Annotated in this window: 9 protein-coding genes and 1 pseudogene; 9 read left to right on the top strand and 1 reads right to left on the bottom strand. The window is 71.2% G+C overall.

What is annotated here, in order from left to right; all coding sequences use genetic code 11:
* Nucleotides 1-36: 36 nt before the first annotated feature.
* The 4 genes from ACZ5WG_RS29265 to ACZ5WG_RS29250 all read left to right on the top strand — a co-directional run bounded on the left by ACZ5WG_RS29265 (nucleotide 37) and on the right by ACZ5WG_RS29250 (nucleotide 6677).
* Nucleotides 37-756 carry a thioesterase II family protein gene (locus tag ACZ5WG_RS29265; RefSeq protein WP_468727047.1) on the top strand — a complete coding sequence of 240 codons (720 nt, stop codon included), beginning with the start codon at nucleotides 37-39 and terminating at the stop codon, nucleotides 754-756.
* Nucleotides 757-869: 113 nt separating this feature from the next.
* Nucleotides 870-1823 carry an ATP-binding cassette domain-containing protein gene (locus tag ACZ5WG_RS29260; protein ID WP_468727046.1) on the top strand — a complete coding sequence of 318 codons (954 nt, stop codon included), beginning with the start codon at nucleotides 870-872 and terminating at the stop codon, nucleotides 1821-1823.
* Nucleotides 1820-2581, top strand: coding sequence for an ABC transporter permease (locus ACZ5WG_RS29255; RefSeq protein WP_266674330.1), 762 nt, complete (start codon nucleotides 1820-1822; stop codon nucleotides 2579-2581). Before ACZ5WG_RS29260 ends, ACZ5WG_RS29255 begins: the two co-directional genes overlap by 4 nt.
* A gap of 259 nt (nucleotides 2582-2840) precedes the next feature.
* Nucleotides 2841-6677: a non-ribosomal peptide synthetase gene (locus ACZ5WG_RS29250; RefSeq protein ID WP_468727045.1), complete on the top strand. Its 3837-nt coding sequence runs from the start codon at nucleotides 2841-2843 to the stop codon at nucleotides 6675-6677.
* A 57-nt stretch (nucleotides 6678-6734) separates the two neighbouring features.
* Here the strand turns inward: ACZ5WG_RS29250 and ACZ5WG_RS29245 are convergent, their stop codons facing one another.
* Nucleotides 6735-8249, bottom strand: a complete 1515-nt coding sequence (locus tag ACZ5WG_RS29245) for an FAD-dependent monooxygenase (RefSeq protein ID WP_468727044.1) — start codon at nucleotides 8247-8249, stop codon at nucleotides 6735-6737.
* A 335-nt stretch (nucleotides 8250-8584) separates the two neighbouring features.
* On the opposite strand from ACZ5WG_RS29245, the gene ACZ5WG_RS29240 reads away from it, so the two are divergent.
* The 5 genes and pseudogenes from ACZ5WG_RS29240 to ACZ5WG_RS29220 all read left to right on the top strand — a co-directional run.
* The gene (locus ACZ5WG_RS29240) at nucleotides 8585-8821 is read left to right on the top strand and encodes a phosphopantetheine-binding protein (protein WP_266674336.1); all 237 of its coding nucleotides are present in this window, start codon (nucleotides 8585-8587) and stop codon (nucleotides 8819-8821) included.
* The gene (locus tag ACZ5WG_RS29235; protein WP_468727043.1) at nucleotides 8818-10059 is read left to right on the top strand and encodes a cytochrome P450; all 1242 of its coding nucleotides are present in this window, start codon (nucleotides 8818-8820) and stop codon (nucleotides 10057-10059) included. The genes ACZ5WG_RS29240 and ACZ5WG_RS29235 overlap by 4 nt, the downstream gene beginning before the upstream one ends.
* 5 nt (nucleotides 10060-10064) lie before the next feature.
* Nucleotides 10065-10802 (top strand): thioesterase II family protein, encoded by a 738-nt coding sequence (locus ACZ5WG_RS29230; RefSeq protein ID WP_468727042.1) that lies wholly within the window; start codon nucleotides 10065-10067, stop codon nucleotides 10800-10802.
* Between the two features lie 52 nt (nucleotides 10803-10854).
* Entirely contained in the window at nucleotides 10855-13983 is a 3129-nt protein-coding gene (locus tag ACZ5WG_RS29225; RefSeq protein WP_468727041.1) for a type I polyketide synthase, read from the top strand.
* Nucleotides 13984-14069: 86 nt separating this feature from the next.
* Nucleotides 14070-19571, top strand: a pseudogene (locus tag ACZ5WG_RS29220) (type I polyketide synthase); the annotation flags it as partial.
* Nucleotides 19572-19573 lie beyond the last annotated feature (2 nt).

The raw sequence follows: 19573 nt of genomic DNA, 5'->3' as shown, positions 1-19573 counted from the left end.
GGATGATTGGGGTTGGTCGGGGTGACAGAGCCCGGCATGTCCGCGGAACACGGGGACCAGGCCACGCTGCTGTGCGTGCCGTTCGCAGGAGCAGGTCCTTCGTTCTTCCACCCGTGGCGGGAGCCGGCCGCCGGCCGGTGGCGCGTCACCTCGGTCGACCTGCCGGGCCGGGAGCGGAAGATCCTGGAGGAGCCGTACCGGAACGTCGTCGAGGCGGCCAAGGGCTCGATCGACGAGGTCGTCGCGGACCTCGGCGAAGGGGCCCGGGTCGTGCTGTTCGGGCACAGCCTGGGCGCGGTGCTCGCGTACGAGCTGGTGCACCTGCTGACCGCGCGCGGTGTGCAGGTCGAGCGGCTGGTCGTCAGCGGTTCGCCCGGGCCGTGGACCCAGCGCGAGCGGCGGGCCACCGGGCTCCAGGACGAGGAGTTCCTCGCCAGGGTCGAGGAGTTCGCGGGGTTCCGGCACGAGGCCCTCGACCACCCGGAGATGCGGGAACTGATTCTCCCCGTGCTGCAGGCCGACTGCGAAATGCACGAGAACTACGTCCCGAGCACCGACGAACTCGTTTCGGTCCCGATCTGCTCGCTGCGGGGTGCCTCCGACGGACTGGTCACTGCGGAAGAAGCCCAGCAGTGGCAGGCGTCGACCACCGCCGAATTCAGCTATGTGGAGTTTCCGGGCGATCACATGTATCTGGTCGATCTCGGCCGTGAGGTGCTGGACGTGATCGAGGCTCAGTCCGCCCGCGGTCGTTAGGGCGGGGCGGTTTCGCGGATGGAATGAGCGGTCCTCTGGCCCGGGCGATCTTGTCGAACGCCGTGTCAGGGATGTGACAGGTGCGTGACAGGCCCGGAGAGGAAAGTGGAGGAATGAGAAGTTCAGCGATTGCAGTTTCAGGGCTGCGCAAGGCATATGGCGACAAGGTCGTCCTCGACGGCATCGATTTCGATGTCGCCGCAGGATCGATCTTCTCCCTGCTCGGTCCGAACGGGGCCGGCAAGACGACGACGGTCAACGTCCTCACGACGCTGATGAAGGCCGACGCCGGTACGGTGCGCGTCGCCGGGCACGACGTGGCGACCGCGACCAAGCAGGCGCGCGCGGCCATCGGCGTGACCGGTCAGTTCGCCGCGGTCGACGATCTGCTGTCGGGGCGCGAGAACCTGCAGCTGATGACGGACCTGAAGCGGGTGCGGGGCGGTGACCGGGTGGTCACGCAGCTTCTGGAGCGCTTCGACCTGGTGGAGTCGGCGGACAAGCTGTCGTCGACCTACTCCGGCGGTATGCGCCGCAAGCTGGACCTGGCGATGACGCTGGTCGGCGACCCGGAGATCATCTTCCTCGACGAGCCGACGACGGGTCTCGACCCGCGCAGCCGGCGCACCATGTGGGGGATCGTCCGCGAGCTCGTGGCCGAGGGCACCACCATCTTCCTCACCACCCAGTACCTCGAGGAGGCCGACCAGCTCGCCGACCAGATCGCGGTGCTCAACGGGGGCCGTCTGGTCGCCCAGGGCACCCCGGAGGAGCTCAAGCGCCAGATCCCCGGCACCCACATCCGATTCCGCTTCGCCGACCTCTACGAACTCGACGCGGCGGCCCGCCTCCTGACCGGGTCCACGCGGGACGACGAGGAGCTGACCCTGCGGGTGGCCAGCGACGGTGAGACGAGGTCGCTGCGGGTCCTGCTGGACCAGCTCGACGCGCACTCGCTGGACGCCCAGGAGTTCTCGGTGCAGCGACCGGACCTCGACGACGTCTTCCTCGCCCTGACCGACCCCACGCGTACCGAGCACCTGAGCAAGGAGGCGATCGCACAGTGAGCACTGCTTCGACGCCGTTGGCCGATTCCTCGATCATGTTGCGCCGCAACATCAAGCACAACGTGCGCAACCCCATCACGATGTTCAACGCGGTCCTGTTCCCCATCGTGATCATGCTGATGTTCGTCAAGGTGTTCGGCGGCGCGTTCAGCGTCGGCGACGACTACATCGACTACGCGACGCCGGGTCTGCTCGTCATGGCCATCAGCTACGGGCTGGGAGCCACCGCGACGGCCGTGAACTCCGACATGACCAAGGGCATCATCAACCGGTTCAAGGTCATGGACGTCTCCCGCGGCGCCATGCTGACCGGACACGTCGTCATCACCGCCGTGCGCGCCCTGGTGGGCTGCGCGGCCATCATCGGCGTGGCCTTCCTGATGGGGTTCGACCCCAAGGCGAGCGCCGTCGACTGGCTCGGCGTGGTCGGCATCATCGTGCTGCTCAGCATCGCGGCCGGCTGGCTCACGGTCGCCATGGGGCTGGCCGCGAAGACCGCGGAGTCGGCGGGCCTGGGCGCCGTGCCGCTCATCATGCTGCCGTTCCTCAGCAGCGCGTTCGTGCCGGCGGAAACGATGGGCGTCGGCGTTCGGCAGTTCGCCGAGTACCAGCCCTTCACCCCGATCATCGAGACGCTGCGCGGGCTGCTCGCGGGCAACCCCTCGAGCGGCGACGCCATCGCGGCCGTCGCCTGGTGCGTCGGGATCGCCGTCCTCGGCTACGTGTGGGCGGTCTCCACGTTCAAGAAGAGAGCGTGACCCCGACCAGCTCGTACGAACTGGTCAGAGTCTCCTCCCGAGCCGCCTCGGCTGACCGCGCGTCACCGGGGCGGCTCCATGTTTGGCACCATGCGGGCATTTTCCGCTCCCCACCCGGCTGATCGGCTGCGCCTTCGCCGAGCCGGGGAGCGAGAGGCCCGCACGTTCTTCGACCTGCCACAGGTGGCTGCGTGGGCGGAGGAATCGGCTGCTCGCGTCCCCTGAGGCCTGAGCCAGACGATCCTCAAGGAGTGAAGCAATGGTTCCGCTGTCATTCGCGCAACGCCGCTACTGGTACATGCACCAACTGGAGGGCGGGGAGACCTGGAACATGCCGTCGGCGCTGCGGCTGACCGGCCCCCTGGACCAGGGCGCCCTCGCCGCGGCGATCAGCGACGTGGTCGACCGGCACGAGATCCTGCGCACCACGTACGTGACCGACGGCGAGGGCGAGCCCCACCAGCGGATCCTGCCGATGGCCGAGGCCTCGGAGCAGACGCGGCTGTCGGTGGTCGAGGTGGCGTCCGAGGGCGTGCCCGGCGCGATCGACGAGGCCGTCGCGCACGGGTTCGACCTGGCGGTCGAAATCCCGTTCCGGGCGCACCTGCTGCGCTGCTCGCCCGAGGAGCACGTCCTGGTCCTGGTCATCCACCACATCGCCACGGACGGCAGCTCGGGCGCACCGCTGGCACGGGACCTGGCCGCCGCCTACGCCGCCCGCAAGGACGGCGGGGCGCCGCAGTGGGAGCCGCTGCCCGTCCAGTACCAGCACTACACGATGTGGCAGCGCGAGGTGCTCGGCGAACTGGACGACCCGGACAGCCTCGGCGCGGCGCAGATCGCGTACTGGCGCGACGAACTGGACGGGGTACCGCAGCCGCTGGACCTGCCGCTGGACCGCCCGCGGTCCGTCGAAGCGACCACCCACGGCGACACGGTCGGCTTCCGCCTGGAGCCGGAGGTGGCGGCCGGGCTGGAGAAGCTGGCGGCCGACCGCGGAACGACCATGGCGATGGTCATGCACGGCGCGCTGGCGGTGCTGCTGAGCAAGCTCGGCGGCGGGGACGACGTGCAGCTCGGCACCCCGATCGCCGGGCGGACCGACGAGGCGCTGGCCGATCTGATCGGGTGCTTCGTCAACAACCTGGTCCTGCGCGTGGACCTCTCCGGGAACCCGTCGTTCGCCGACGTGCTCGCACAGGTGCGGAACAAGGCGCTGGCGGCCTACGAGCACCAGGACGTGCCGTTCGACGTGCTGGTCGAGGCGATCAACCCCGACCGCTCCACGGCGTACCGGCCGCTGTTCCAGGTGATGTGCGGCTGGCAGAACTTCGAGAAGCCGGTCCTCGAGTTCCCCGGGCTCGACGTGGAGTTCGTACAGGCCCTCACCACGAAGGCCATGGTCGACCTGTTCTTCAGCATGGCCCTGGACGAGTCGGGGGCGCTGCGGGGCGACATCCAGTACGTGACCCAGCTGTTCGACCGGGACACCGTCGAGGCCATGGCCGCCCGCTTCGCGCGCGTCCTGGAGCAGCTGGTCGTCGACCCGGGCGTGCGCGTCGGGGACATCGACGTACTGATCGCGGGGGAGCGGGAACGGCTGCTCGAAGAGGTCAACGACACCGTCGAGCCGACCCTGGAGCAGGGCCTGGTGGGCGCCGTGCGAAGACAAGCCGAAGAGAGACCCCAGGCGCTCGCCGTCATCGGCGAGGACGAATCGCTCACCTACCGGGAGCTGGACACGCGGTCCAACAGGCTGGCGCACTGGCTGGCCGACCGCGGCGTGCGGGCCGAATCGCTGGTCGCCGTGTGCCTGCCCCGGACCGTGAATCTGATGGTGGCGCTGCTGGCGGTGCTGAAGGCCGGCGGAGCCTACGTTCCTCTCGACCCGGAGCACCCGCGCTCCCGGATCGACTTCATCCTCGAGCAGGTGGACCCGGTACTCGTGCTCGATGCCGGCACACTGGCCGGCGCGGATTGCTCGCAGTATCCGGATGTGGCACCCGAGGTGGCCGTCCGTCCGGAGAACACCCAGTACGTGATCTACACATCGGGGTCGACGGGCACCCCGAAGGGGGTCGCGGTCCCGCGCGGCGCGCTCGCGAACTTCATCGCCTCCACCCAGCGGCGGTTCCCGCTCTCGCCCGCCGACCGGATGCTGTTCAGCACGACGGTGTCGTTCGACATGGCGAACACCGAGCTGTACCTCCCCTTCGTCGCCGGCGCGACCATGGTCATGGCGAAGAAGGACACCGTCACCGACCCGTCGGCCATGATGGCGTTCATACGCCGCCACGGGGTCACCGTGGTGCAGGCCACGCCCGCGTTCTGGCAGATGCTGCTGACGCACGAGCCGAACGCCGCGCAGGGCCTGCGGATCATCACCGGCGCCGAGGCCGTGCCGGCCCGGCTGGCCGAGACGCTGTCGGAGCAGGCCGTCGAAGTGGGCAACTGGTACGGCCCGACCGAGACGACGACGTGGTCGACCATGGCGCCCGTGAAGGCGGGGGCCGGTGCGCCGCCGATCGGGACGCCGATCGGGAACACCCAGGTGTACGTGCTCGACTCGCGGATGCGGCCGGTTCCGCGCGGGGTGCAGGGCGATCTGTACATCGCCGGTGACGGGGTGGCCCGCGGGTACCAGGGCCGGCCGGAGCTGACCGCGGAGCGGTTCGTGGCGTGTCCGTTCGGCCCTGCCGGTGCGCGGATGTACCGCACCGGGGACCTGGTGCGGTGGGACCGGGACGGTCAGCTCGAGTACATCGCGCGAACCGACCACCAGGTGAAGGTCCGGGGTTTCCGCATCGAGCTGGGCGAGATCGAGAACGCGCTGGCCCGCCACCCCGGTGTTGCGCAGGCGGTGGTCGTGGTGCGCGAGGACCGCGAAGGCGACAAGCGCATCGTCGGCTACGTGGTGCCGGCGGCCGGTTCCGGTGTCCGGGCGGCCGAGGGGAGCCACGACGACGAGGCGGCCGGCCGGCTGCTCGCCGAGCTGTCCGAGCACCTGCGCGGGCGTCTGCCGGAGTACATGGTGCCTTCCGCCCTGATCCCGCTGGCGGAGATCCCGCTGACCCCGAACGGAAAGCTCGACCGGCGGGCACTGCCCGCGGAGCACACGCCCGCCGTGATCGGCGGCGAGCCGCGCGACGCCCACGAAGAGAAGCTGTGCGCCCTCTTCGCCGAGCTGCTCCGCCGGGAGAAGGTCGGCATCCACGACAACTTCTTCACGCACGGCGGGCACTCGCTCCTGGCCACCCGGCTCAGCGTCCGCATCCGCAAGGAGTTCGACGTCGAGATCCCCATCAGGACGATCATCAAGTTCCCCACGGTGGCCGAGCTGGCCTCGCTGCTGCTCATAGGCACTCCCATGGACAACGACGACCCGTTCGCGGTCGTGCTGCCGCTGAACAGCGACCCCGGCACGGGCAAGGAGCCCATGTGGTTCTTCCACGGGGGAGGCGGGCTGGGCTGGGCGTACTTCAGCTTCGTGACGCACGTGCAGGACCGGAAGGCGTACGCCCTGCAGTCCCGTGGCTCCGACGGCGTGGACTCGCTGGTGGGATCCGTGGCGGAGATGGTCGACGACTACGTCAACGAGATGCTGAAGATCCAGCCGGAGGGGCCCTTCCACCTGGTCGGCTGGTCCTACGGCGGCACCGTCGTCCAGGCCGTCGCCGATGCGCTGGACAAGCTCGGGCACGAGATCGCCCTCGTGGCCATCCTGGACTCCCAGCCCGGCGGGCACGGGTGGACGGAGATCCACGCCAACAAGACCCTGGCGGAATACCGGTCGGAGCTCGAGGACTTCTTCGGCCAGTACATCGGCACCGACAACCGTCAGCAGTTCCTGGACACCATGTCCAAGGTGCTGGCCAACAACTCGAACCTCATGATGACGTTCGAGTCGCCCGTCTACGGCGGTGACGTGCTGTTCTTCAGCGCGACCCTCCAGGACGAGCAGTACGCCCACCTGTGGCGGCCGTACGTCACCGGTTCCATCGAGGTGCACGACGTACACGCCACGCACCACGAGATGAACATGCCCGCGGCCGTTGCGGAAGTGTTCGAAGTCATCAACCGCAAGCTGGCTGAATGACGGACGGCGGCCGCCAAGACCCCGAACGGGTCTTGGCGGCCGCCGTCATGTCGTCCCTCAGCCCTGCCGGGCCGGACCGAACCACGTGGTGAGGGCGGTCCGGAGCGCGGAGGTGTCGGGCGTGCCGCCGTCCGACGCCCAGGCGACATGGCCGTCGGGGCGGATGAGGAGCGCGGCGGGAGCCGGTACCTGGTCGATGGCGGGGACGGCCCACTGGTCGTCCTCGCTCCGCGCCTCGACGAGGTCGACGCGATCGGCCCAGCCCCCGGCGACCGCCGCCACCGCGGCGCTGCCGCTCAGGTCGAGCAGTACGGGGCGGCCGGCGTGCAGCAGGTCGTAGACGCCGATGGTGCCTTCCGGCGTCTTGAGGTCGGCGTCGGGGACCCGGCGGCCCGCCAGCGGGTGGTCGACGTCGACCGGGTACCGGATGTCCAGCGCGGTGAGCATGAGGCGCAGCTGCCGGTTGACGTCGTCGAACACCATGAGCGAGCCGAACACCTCGCGCAGCGCGTCCGTCTGTGCGCCGGGGCGGGCCAGGGCCGACTGTGCCCGGGTGTTGTGCAGAACGCGCTCCCCGACCGGGTGCCGCTCGGCGTGGTAGCTGTCCAGCAGACTCTCGGGCGCCTGGCCGCGCACCACCGAGGCGAGCTTCCAGCCGAGGTTGACCGCGTCCTGCACGCCCATGTTCAGCCCCTGCCCGCCGGCCGGGAAGTGGATGTGCGCCGCGTCGCCAGCGAGCAGCACCCGGCCCTTCCGGTACTCGGCGGCCTGCCGCGCGGCGTCGTTGAACCGGGAGACCCAGCGCGGGCTGTGCATGCCGAAGTCGGTGCCCGCGACCCGGATCAGGGACTCCCGGAGCTGCTCGAACGTCGGGGCTTCGTCGCGGTCCGCGACGCGGTCGTACTCGGAGGTGATCACCCGGTACCAGCCCGGCTCGAAGGCGATCGCCGAGTAGTCGCCGCCCGCGCAGCGCCGCACCCAGACGTAGTCCTCGGGCAGATCGGGGAGTTCGACGTCGCCGATCAGCGCGGTCATCGTCGCCTCGGTGCCGGGGAAGTCGATGCCCGCCAGCTTGCGCACCGTGCTGCGCCCGCCGTCGCAGCCCACGAGGTAGCGGGCGCGCAGCGTCGCCGGAGCCGCGTCCGCCGTGCCCAGCCCGACCGTCACGCCGTCCTCGTCCTGCTGGATCCCGCTCACCTCGGACGAGCGGCGGACCTGCACGCCGAGCTCGGCGGCCCACTCCTCCAGCAGCCGCTCGATGTCGGACTGCAGGATCATCAGCGGGTAGGGGTGCCTGGACTCCGACTCGTCGAAGTCCAGATAAAGGCCGGAGAAGTGGCCCACCGGCTGCAGTTCGCCGACCGCGAGGAAGCGGTCCAGGATCCCGCGCTGGTCCAGCACCTCCAGGGTGCGGGAGTGGATCCCGCCGGCCCGCGACTCTCCCGTCCGCTCCGCGAGCCGCTCGACCACCACCACGTCGGCGCCCGCCAGCCGCAGCTCGCAGGCGAGCATCAGGCCCGTCGGCCCGGCGCCCGCGATCACCACGTCCGTGTCGAAGCCGGTGTTTCCCACGTCGTTGCCCCCTCTGTTCCAGTGCGCCTCTAACGTCGTTAAATCACGTCCACGTTCACTGAACGCGGATCAGCCGGTCAAGGAACGTCGGTGCCGGGCGGCACGAGCCGCCGGCGAACTTGTCCTGTCCCGCCGGCGGGACAGGGGCGTCGCGTGCAGGCTCGCCGGTCCACGCTCAACCCCAGCGGCCGGAGAGCACCGGAGACCACCAACACGGTGTGAGCGGTCGCGCATTCACGCGACACTCGATTCGGCCATTCAAAGAATTTGTCTCGCCGGCGGGACAGCGCAAAGGGCCCCAGTGGTCGTGGTGGCGGAGGAAGGAAAGAGTGGCAATGGAATCGACGCTGGCGCAGGAAATCGCCGAGCTGTGGAGGGAACTCCTCGACTGCCCCGAGGTCGGGGTGGAAGACGACTTCTTCACGCTCGGCGGCAATTCGCTGACCGGAATCAAGATCATCGACCAGGTGTCGCAGAACTACGGCGTCCAGCTGTCGGTGCGCGACTTCTACCTGGCACAGACCCCGGCCCGGGTCGCCGAGCTGATCGAGCAGGGGAGGGCGGCGGCGTGAGGTTGACGCCTGGTCCCGGGCGCGACATCGACCTCGACAGCGTCGACCTGTTCGACCTGGACCTCTACACGTCGGGCGATCCGCACCCGATCTGGGACGTGATGCGGGCCGAGGCGCCCCTGCACCACCAGGTCCTGCCGGACGGCCGCGAGTTCTGGTCGGTGACCCGCTACGAGGACGTCCGCCGCGTGCTCAGCGACCACCGGGAGTTCACCTCCGAGCGCGGCACCGTGCCCACCCACCTCGGGACGGACGACGTCGCCGCCGGCGTGCTGATGACGTCCACCGACCCGCCGCGGCACACCGAGGTCCGCCGGCCGCTCGGCTCCAAGCTCACCGCGCGCGCCGTGAAGTCCTGGGAGGACTCGATCCGGCGCACCGTCGTGGGCTTCCTCCAGCCGGCGCTCGACGGCGAGACCTTCGACCTGGCCGAGAAGGCGCTGCTCCTCCCGGCGATGGTCACGGGCCCGCTCCTGGGCATCCCGGAGAAGGACTGGGCAGAGCTCGTCCAGCTGACCGCGATGGTGACGGCTCCCTCGGACCCGCACTTCCAGATGGGCAGCGAGGCCGCGACCCTGGCCATCTCCCACCACGAGCTCGTCACGTACGTCAAGGAGTGGGTCAAGACCCGCCGGGCGACCGGCGAGGAGGGCGAGAGCCTGCTCCACCACCTCATGAGCGTCGCGCCGGGAGGCACGCCGCTCTCCGACGAGGAGATCGCCCTCGACGGCTACAGCATCCTCCTGGGCGCCAACGTGACGACGCCGCACACCGTCTCGGGCACCGTGCAGGCGCTCATCGAGCGGCCCGTGCAGTACGAGAAGGCGGCGGCCGACCTGTCGCTGGTCCCGAACCTGGTCGAGGAAGGGCTGCGCTGGACCTCGGCCGCGTGCAACTTCATGCGGTACGCGGTGGACGACGTCGAGATCGGCGGGGGCGTGATCCCGGCCGGCGGCGCGGTCGTCGCGTGGATCGGCTCGGCCAACCGGGACGAGTCCCTGTTCCCCGACCCGCACACGTTCGACATCACGCGCGAAGGCGCCAAGCGCCAGGCCGCGTTCGGGTTCGGGACGCACTTCTGCATCGGGGCGCCGCTGGCCCGGATGACGCTGCGCATCTTCTTCGAGGAGCTGCTCCAGCGCTTCGAATCCATCGAGCTCGCCGGCGAACCGCAGCACCTGCGGTCGTACTTCATCGCCGGGATGACCCACCTCCCCATCGTCGGCAAGAAACGGTAGACGCCATGACAACCGGCTCCACCACCGCCGCCTCGCCGTGGTTCGTCCGGCCGCCGTCCGCCGACCACCCCGCCCGGATCTTCTGCTTCCCCTTCTCCGGGTCCGGGGCTTCGGCGTTCAGCGCCTGGCCGGCCGCGATCGACGACGTCGAGATCTGCCCGGTGCAGTTCCCCGGCCGCGAGAACCGGCTGGGCCACCCGCACTACGGCACCTACGAGAACCTGGCCGCGAGCCTGGTCGGACCGCTGGAGCCGCTGCTCGACCGCCCGTACGCCTTCTTCGCGCACTGCGCGGGTGCGATGCCGGCGTACGAGACCGTGCTCCGGCTCGCCGAACTCGGCCTGCGCGGCCCGGACTGCCTCGTCGTGTCGGGCCAGCCGGCCCCGCACGACGCCTCGCGCGACCGGATGCTCACCATGTCCGAGCCCGAGCTGCGCGCCGAGCTGGAGTCGTTCCTCCGCAGCCGCGGGATCGAGCCGCGGCCCGACATGATCGACATGGGCATGTTCGTGCTGCTCCGCGACCACGCAGCCGCGGGCGCGTACCGGCGGCCGGAGCCGGTCAAGGTGGACTGCCCCATCGTCGTCCTGCACTGGCAGGACGACCCCGACGTGAGCCTCGACGAGCTCCAAGGGTGGCGTCAGTACTCGGATTCGGTCGAATTCCGGGTCGTCGAAGGCGGCCACTACGACTTCATGGACGCGCCGGACGAGCTGCAGAAGTTGTTGACCTGTTGGCGGTGAAAGCAGTGCAGCCCGTAAGAGCCGTATGCCGAGGCAACCGGAAGGAATTCGTATGAGTGGCGCAGCCGCCGATATTGCCGTCATCGGGATGTCGTGCCGCTTCCCCGGTGTGAACAATCCGGGTGAGTTCTGGCGCTTGCTGCTCGACGGGGAGTCGACCGTCGGAAAGTTCCCCGAGCACCGGGCGGCCGACTCGAACCACATGTCCCACCCGGACGCCGACACCCTGAACTCGGGTTCGTTCCTCGACTCCATCGACGGGTTCGACGCGGAGTTCTTCGGAACGGGTGCCGCGGAGGCGGCCGCCATGGACCCCGTGCAGCGGCTGGGGCTGGAGCTCGCCTGGGAGGCCGTCGAAGACGCCCGGATCCCGGCGGCCGCGCTCGCGGGCTGCGAGATCGACGTCGTGGTCGGCAGCGGGCCCTCCGGGTACGAGCTGCTGCGCAAGCGGTCCGGCAGCGACCAGGACGACCACTACGCCGCGCTCGGCTCGAGCGGTGCGCTGATCGCGAACCGGATCTCGAGCCTGTTCGACCTCCGCGGCATGAGCTTCTGCGCGGACTCGGGCCAGTCCTCCTCACTCGTGTCGCTGGCGCTGACGTGCGACCGGATCCGCAGCGGCGCGGTCGACATGGCCGTCGCCGGCGGCGTGGAGCTGGTCGTCGACCCGGAAGCGGGACTCGGCCTGGCGAACCTGGGTGCCCTGTCTCCCGACGGCACCTGTTTCCCCTTCGACGAACGGGCCAACGGCTTCGTCCGGGGAGAGGGCGGGGCGTTCGTCCTGCTGAAGCGGCTCGACCTCGCCGTAGCCGACGGCGACCACGTCTACGCGGTGGTGCGCGGCTGGGGCGTCGCCAGCGGTGGCGCGTCCAGCCGGATGCCGGACCCCAGCCCCACCGGGCAGGCCTCGGCCGTGCTGTCCGCTCTCGCACGCGCGGGTGTTGCGTTCGACGACGTCGACTACGTCGAGGCCCACGGCACCGGCACACGGATGGGCGATCCCGCCGAAGTCTCCGGTCTGCGCGAGGTGTTCCGGGAGACGGGCCGTAGCCGTCCCCTGGCGATCGGATCGGTGAAGGCGAACGTCGGGCACCTGGAGCCGGCCGCCGGACTCGTCGGCTTCGTGAAGGCGGCGCTCTGCGTGGACCGCGGCCACCTCGTCCCGAGCGTGAACTTCCGCGCCCCGAACCCTGGCATCCAGAACTTCCACGAGGACTTCGAGGTGGTCCGGGCCGCGCGACCCTGGCCGGGGACGGCCGAGCGGCCGCGCCGCGCCGGCGTGTCGTCGTTCGGCCTGGGCGGCACCACCGCTCACGTGATCCTCGAACAGGCCCCCGAGGCGCGGACGGAACCCCGTGCCACGGACGGGGCCCCGACCTCCACGGGCGTTTCCGGGGTGCTGCCCTGGGTGCTGTCGGCACGGTCGGAGGCGGCGCTGCGGGAGCAGGCGGCGCGGCTGCGGGAGCTCGTGGCCGCGGACGCGTCGCTGTCGGCGGCCGATGTGGGGCACTCGCTGGTGTCGACGCGGTCGGTGTTCGACCACCGGGCAGTGGTGCTGGGCGGTGACCGCGACGAGTCGCTGGCCGGTCTCGACCTGGTCGCGGCGGGCGGTGACTCGGCGCGGGCGGTTCGCGGGGTGGCCGCGGGGCCGCTGGGCCCGGTCGTCTTCGTGTTCCCCGGTCAGGGGTCGCAGTGGCTGGGCATGGGCAAGCAGCTGTACGCGGAGTCGGAGGTCTTCGCGCGCTCGATCGACGCGTGCGCGCAGGCCCTGGCCCCGCATGTGGACTGGTCCCTGGTGGACGCGCTGACCGGAGCGGAGTCGGCCGCCTCGCTGGAGCGGGTGGACGTGGTCCAGCCGGCGCTGTTCGCGATGATGGTGTCGCTGGCGCAGGTGTGGCGCTCCCTCGGCGTGGTCCCCGACGCCGTCGTGGGCCACTCGCAGGGCGAGATCGCCGCGGCGTGCGTGTCGGGCGCGCTGTCGCTCGAGGACGCGGCCCGGATCGTCGCCCTGCGCAGCCGGGCACTGATCGACCTGGCCGGCCTGGGCGGCGGGATGAGCGCGGTGGCCGCGCCCTCCGCATGGGTCCACGACCGGCTGGAGCAGTGGTCGGGGAGGCTCTCCGTGGCCGCCGTCAACGGGCCGGCCTCGGTGGTGATCGCCGGAGACGGCGCGGCACTGGACGAGTTCGCCGCCATGGCGGCCGGCGACGACGTCCGGGTGCGCCGGGTCAAGGTGGACTACGCCTCCCACTCCCACCACGTCGAAGCCATCCGTGACCGTCTGCTCGAGGACACCGCGGGTCTTTCGCCGCGGGAGTCGGCGGTGAGGTTCCACTCCACGGTCACCGGCGGACTGCTCGACACCCGCGTGCTCGACGCCTCGTACTGGTACGACAACCTGCGCTCGGTGGTGCGTTTCGGCGAGGTGGTCGAAGGCCTGATGCAGGACCACGGCGGCGTGTTCGTGGAAGTCAGCCCGCACCCCGTGCTCCAGGTGGCGATGGAGGAGGCCGCCGACGCGCTGGCTACCCCGCCGGTGGTGGTGAGCACCCTGCACAAGCGCGACGGGAGCGCGGGCCAGGTCCTGGCGTCGCTGGCCGAACTGCACGTACGCGGTGTGCCGGTGAACTGGAAGGCGGTGTTCACCGCGGACCGGCCGCGCCGGATCGGCCTGCCGACCTACGCGTTCCAGCGGCAGCGGTACTGGCTGACAGCGGCCGATGACACCGGAGCCACGAACAGCCCCGCCGCGCAGCCGAGCGGACCGGACGCGAGCACCAGGGCAGCGTATCTGGGCTCGGAATCAACGGTCCTCACCCTCGTGTGCGCCGAAACGGCGGCGCTGCTGAGTGCGAAGGACGCGGACCGGACGTTCGCCTATCTCGAGGCGAGGTCGACCGAGACCTTCAAGGTGCTGGGATTCGACTCCTCGATGGCCGTGGCGCTCCGCAACCGGCTCGCCGCGGTGGCCGGAGTGCGGCTCCCGGCCACCGTCGCGTTCACCTACCCCACTCCCGAGAAGCTCGCCCACCACGTCTTCTCCCTCCTCGAGCCGCAGGCGACCGAGGTCCCGGAAACGGTGGTGGCTGCGCATCCGGAGATCCCGGGCCTGGAGAGCCCGAGTCTGGAAAGTCGCAGTGATGACGATTTGTACGAAATGATCGAACGCGGCTACGTGTAGCCACACCTGTTCTTCTGAGTCATTGGTTGGGGGAGGCCCTGGTGGAGGATGTCGACAAGCTCCGGTCCTACTTGCGACGCGCCGTCGGCGATGCGCAGGACCTGCGCGAGCGGGTGCGCGAGCTGGAGGAGTCCGCTCGCGAGCCCATCGCGGTCGTGGGTGTGGGGTGTCGCTTCCCTGGTGGGGTGACGTCCCCCGAAGGGCTGTGGGGAGTCGTGTCCGAGGGTGTGGACGCGATCACCGAGTTCCCGTCGGACCGCGGATGGGACGTGGAGGCGCTGTACTCCCCGGATCCCGAGGTGCCCGGGACGACGAACACGCGCTCGGGCGGGTTCCTGCACGACCTCGCGGAGTTCGACGCGCCGTTCTTCGGCATCAGCCCGCGCGAGGCGCTCGCGATGGACCCGCAGCAGCGGCTGATGCTGGAGACGTCGTGGGAGGCGCTGGAGCGGGCGGGCATCGACCCGGCCGCACTTCGCGGCACGGCGACCGGCGTGTTCACCGGCATCTACACCACCGACTACGGCCCGCGGATGGGCGGCGCGGCATCCGGCGAGGTCGAGGGCTTCCAGCTCACCGGCACGCTCCCCAGCGTCGCCTCGGGCCGGGTGGCGTACGTACTGGGCCTGGAGGGCCCGGCGGTGTCCACCGACACCGCGTGCTCGTCTTCGCTCGTAGCCGTCCACCAGGCCGTCCGCTCCCTGCGGTCCGGGGAGTGCACCCTGGCGCTGGCCGGCGGGGTGTCGGCCATGCCGACCCCGGGCCTGCTCGTGGAGATGGGCCGCCAGCGCGGCCTGTCGGACGACGCACGGTGCAAGGCGTTCGCCGACGCGGCAGACGGCACCGGCTTCTCCGAGGGCGCGGGCATGCTCGTCCTCGAGCGCCTCTCGGACGCTCAGCGCAACGGGCGTCGCATCCTCGCCGTGATCCGCGGCTCGGCGACCAACCAGGACGGGGCCTCCAACGGCCTCACCGCGCCGAACGAACTGGCCCAGCGCCGGGTCATCCGGGCAGCCCTGGCCGATGCCGGGCTGCAGGCGAGCGACGTGGACGCGGTGGAGGCGCACGGGACCGGTACGAGGCTGGGCGACCCCATGGAGGCGGAAGCGCTGCTCGCCACCTACGGACAGGACCGCGAAGCGGACAGCCCGCTGTGGCTGGGCTCCCTGAAGTCCAACATCGGCCACACACAAGCGGCCGCTGGCGTCGGCGCCGTCATCAAGATGACCATGGCGATACGCCACGGCGTGCTGCCCAAGACCCTCCACGTGGACCGTCCGTCCACGCACGTGGACTGGACATCGGGTGCGGTCGAGCTGCTGACCGAGGCCCGTCAGTGGACCAGCGCACCCGGACGCCCCCGGCGGGCCGGCATCTCCGCCTTCGGCATCAGCGGCACCAACGCGCACCTGATCCTCGAGCAGGCACCCGAGACCCCCGAGCAGGCACCGCAGGAGGCCACGGCCCCTCCGGCCCCCGCCTCGGTGCCGTGGGTGCTGTCGGCGCGGTCGGCAGAAGCCCTGCGGGAGCAGGCGCTGCGGTTGCGCGACGGCGTGGCCGCGGACGCGGCCCTCCCGCTCGCGGGCGTGGGCCGTTCGCTGGTGACGACGCGATCCCTCTTCGACCACCGCCAGGTGGTCATCGGCGCCGACCGGGACGAGCTGCTCGCTGCCCTGACCGCCGCTGCCGCGGGTGACGAGAGCGGCGCCGCCGGTGTGGTGTCCGGAGTCGCGAAGCCGGTGGGCAAGACGGTGTTCGTGTTCCCGGGCCAGGGGTCGCAGTGGGTCGAGATGGGGCGCGAGCTGTGGGAGTCCTCCCCCGTGTTCGCGCGCCGCATGCAGGAGTGCGCGGACGCGCTGGCCCCGCACGTCGACTGGTCCCTCCACGACGTGCTCGGCGATGCCGACGCGCTGGAACGGGTGGACGTCGTACAGCCCGTGCTGTGGGCCGTGATGGTGTCGCTGGCCGAGGTGTGGCGCTCGTACGGGGTGCAGCCCGCGGCCGTCGTGGGCCACTCCCAGGGCGAGATCGCGGCCGCGTGCGTCGCCGGCGCCCTGTCGATCGAGGACGCCGCGAAGGTGGTGGCGCTCCGCTCGAAGGCGATCCTGGCCCTGTCCGGGCTCGGCGGCATGGTGTCGGTCGCGCTCCCGGTGGAAGACGTACGCGCACGTCTGACGGACGGGCTGTCGGTCGCGGCCGTCAACGGGCCTTCGTCCGTCGTGGTGTCGGGCGACGTGGCCGAGCTCGATGCCCTGCTGGCCGCCTGCGAGGCCGACGAGGTGCGGGCCCGCCGGGTTCCGGTGGACTACGCCTCGCACTCCCGGCACGTGGAGGCCATCGACGGCGAACTGCGCCGGGTTCTGGCGGGGCTGCGGCCGCGTACGGCCGAGGTGCCGTTCTTCTCGACCGTGACGGCCGACTGGCTCGACACGACCTGCATGGACGCCGAGTACTGGTACACCAACCTGCGCCGGACGGTCCGCTTCGAGGAGGCGACCCGGGCACTGGCCGAACAGGGCTTCCGCTTCTTCGTCGAGGCGTCCGCCCACCCCGTACTGACGATCGGTGTGGAACAGACCCTGGACAGCGCGGGCGTCGAGGCCGCCGCCGTGGGCACGCTGCGCCGCGGCGAGGGCAGCCTCGCGCGCTTCCACCGGTCGGCGGCCGAGGCCTTCGTGGCAGGCGTCGACGTGTCGTGGGAGAACGCGTTCCAGGACTGGGACGGCCCGTGGGTCGAGCTGCCCACGTACGCCTTCCAGCGCCAGCGCTACTGGCTGAACGCACCCGGCGAGACCACCACCGCCGGGAGCACGTCGGACCACCCTCTGCTCGACGCCGTGATCGATCTGCCCGATGACGGGGAGAACGGCGGCGTGGTGGGCAGCGGACGCCTGTCCCTGGAGCGCCACCCCTGGCTCGCCGGCCACGTGGTCCACGGCGCCGTCCTGGTGCCGGCAACGGCGCTGCTGGAGATGGCGGTCTGGGCCGCGCACAAGGCGGGGGGCGACGTCGTCGACGAACTCACCCTGGAAACGCCGCTGGTGCTCTCCCGGACGGCCGAGCGCGAGATCCGCGTCGTGGTCGACGGCAAGAACGTGATCAGCGTGCACTCCCGGGGCGAGGGCGACACCGGGTGGACGCGCAACGCCGTCGGCGTCGTCGGGTCCGACACCGGACGCACCCCCGCGCGGGAAAGCCTCGTCGCGTGGCCTCCCGCGGGCGCGGTCGCCGTACCCTTCGAGGACGAGTACGCCCGGCTGTCCGCCCTCGGCTTCGGCTACGGGCCCCTGTTCCGCGGCCTGCAGAAGGTCTGGCGCCAGGGCGACGCCCTGTTCGCGGAGGTGGAGCTGCCCGCCGCCGACGGCGCGGACCGCAGCCGGTACCGGATCCACCCGGCGCTGTTCCACGCCGCGCTGCTCCCGGTCGGCCTGGGGCAGTTCGTGGACAACTCCCGGCCCGAGGGCTGGCTGCCGCTGCGCTGCACCGGCATCCGCGTGAACCCCGCCGAGCCGGCCGTGCTGCGCGTCCGTCTCGCACCCGTGGGGGAGAACGCGCTGTCCGTGACCATCGCGGACCGAAGCGGAGCCCCCGTCGGCGGCGTCGAATCGCTGACCCTGGGGCCCGCGGACGTCCAGAAGCTGACCGCGCTGGGCTTCGACCACCAGGACGCGCTGTTCCAGGTGGACTGGGCCCCCCTCACGGTCCCCTCCGGTCACGCGACGGGCCGGTACGCGGTGCTGGGCGAACCCGCCGCGGTCGCCGCGGACCTGGGAGAGGGCGCAGAGGTCTTCGCCGGCCTCGGGGAACTCGCCGCCTCCGGCAGCGCGATCCCCCCGATCGTCATCGCCGGCATCGGCCGGACCGGCACGGACGGCGCTGACACACCCGCCGCCGTCGAGCGGAACCTCCACCGTGTGCTGCGGTGGACGCAGGACTGGCTCGCCGACGACCGGTTCGCAGAATCCCGTCTGGTCGTCGTGACGCAGGACGCGATCCGCGACGACCAAGTGGCCCACCCCGACCCCGCGGCGACCGCGGTCTGGGGATTCGTGCGCACCGCGCAGACCGAGAACCCGGGCCGGTTCACGCTCGTGGACACGGACGGCCGGCCCGCTTCGTGGGCCCGCGTCCCCGCGGCGGCCGGGACCGGAGAACTCCAGCTCAAGATCCGAGCCGGCGAGGTGACCACGCCGGAACTGGCCCGCGCCCACGGTGCGTCCGCCGGTTCCGGAGCCCTCGGCGGGGCGGAGGACCTTCCCGCTCTCGGGTCCGGGACGGTGCTGATCACGGGTGGCACCAGCGGCCTGGGCGCGATGCTGGCCCGCCACCTCGTGCAGCGGCACGGCGTGCGCCGGCTGGTGCTGACCAGCAGGCGGGGCCTGGCGGCCCCGGCGGCGGCAGGGCTGCAGGAGGAGCTGACCGGGGCGGGAGCCCAGGTCGAGGTCGTGGCCTGCGATGTCGCGAACCGTGACTCCGTCGCGGAGCTCATCGCCGCGGTGCCGGCCGGGCACCCGCTGACCGCGGTGATCCACTGCGCGGGCGTGCTGGCCGACGGAGTCGTCGAGGCGCTGACCGAGGACCGCGTGAACACGGTCCTCGCGCCCAAGGTGAACGGTGCCTGGCACCTGCACGAGCTGACCCGCCATCTGGACCTGTCCGCGTTCGTGCTGTTCTCCTCGATCGCGAGCGTGCTCGGGACGGCAGGACAGGCCAACTACGCGGCGGCCAACGCGTTCCTCAACGGCCTCGCGGAGACCCGTCGGGCCGAGGGCCTGCCGGCCACCTCGCTGTGCTGGGGCTTCTGGGCCGAACGCAGCGAGATGGTCGCCGACATCGGCGACACGGACGTCGTACGCCTCCAGCGGCAGGGCGTGCTGCCGATGGCGTCGCAGGAGGGCCTCGCGCTCTTCGACGCGGCGATCTCGCTGGACGAGCCGGTCCTGGTGCCGGCGCGGCTGAACCTCGCCGCTCCGGGCGCGGCTTCACCGCTCCTGCGCGCTCTGACCGGGACCGGCGCCGGATCCGGCGGCCCGGGGAACCGGGAGTCCACCGACAGCGCACTCGCGCAGCAGCTGGCCTCGCTGGCGCCGGCGGAAGCGGAGGCGGTGCTGCTCGATGCCATCCGGGCGCAGACCGCGATCGTCCTCGGCCACCCGGACGCCCGGCGGATCACTGCGGCTGCGACGTTCAGGAAACTGGGGATCGACTCGCTCACCGGGCTGGAGCTGCGGAACAAGCTGTCGGCGGTGACCGGCCTGAAGCTGCCCTCCACGCTGGTGTTCGACCACCCGAACCCCACCGCCCTCGCGCAGTTCCTGAACGCGCGTATCACCCCCGACTCCGGTGCTGCCCCGGAATCTCCGGCCGATCACCTGGCCAAGGAGATCAACGGACTGGGCGCCCGGCTGGAGGAGGCGTTCCTCGAACTCGGGGACGAGGACAAGAACACGATTTCCACTCTGCTCGGCGAGCTGCAGGGCCGAGTCCGTTCGCTGGTGAGCGCCGGAGCACCGGTCGGCATCGTCGACCAGATCAGTTCGGCCTCGGCGGGAGACCTTCTCGCGCTACTGGACAAAGAGCTCGGCTAGGG

The organism is Streptomyces sp. NPDC032745 (assembly GCF_055579465.1).
Note: the sequence above shows the minus strand (reverse complement) of the source record. Positions and strands in the feature narration are given on the sequence as shown.

Coding starts and splice junctions, on each gene's coding strand:
- ACZ5WG_RS29260 (WP_468727046.1), top strand. CDS start 870: ATGAGAAGTTCAGCGATTGCAGTTTCAGGGCTGCGCAAGGCATATGGC.
- ACZ5WG_RS29250 (WP_468727045.1), top strand. CDS start 2,841: ATGGTTCCGCTGTCATTCGCGCAACGCCGCTACTGGTACATGCACCAA.
- ACZ5WG_RS29225 (WP_468727041.1), top strand. CDS start 10,855: ATGAGTGGCGCAGCCGCCGATATTGCCGTCATCGGGATGTCGTGCCGC.
- ACZ5WG_RS29230 (WP_468727042.1), top strand. CDS start 10,065: ATGACAACCGGCTCCACCACCGCCGCCTCGCCGTGGTTCGTCCGGCCG.
- ACZ5WG_RS29265 (WP_468727047.1), top strand. CDS start 37: ATGTCCGCGGAACACGGGGACCAGGCCACGCTGCTGTGCGTGCCGTTC.
- ACZ5WG_RS29240 (WP_266674336.1), top strand. CDS start 8,585: ATGGAATCGACGCTGGCGCAGGAAATCGCCGAGCTGTGGAGGGAACTC.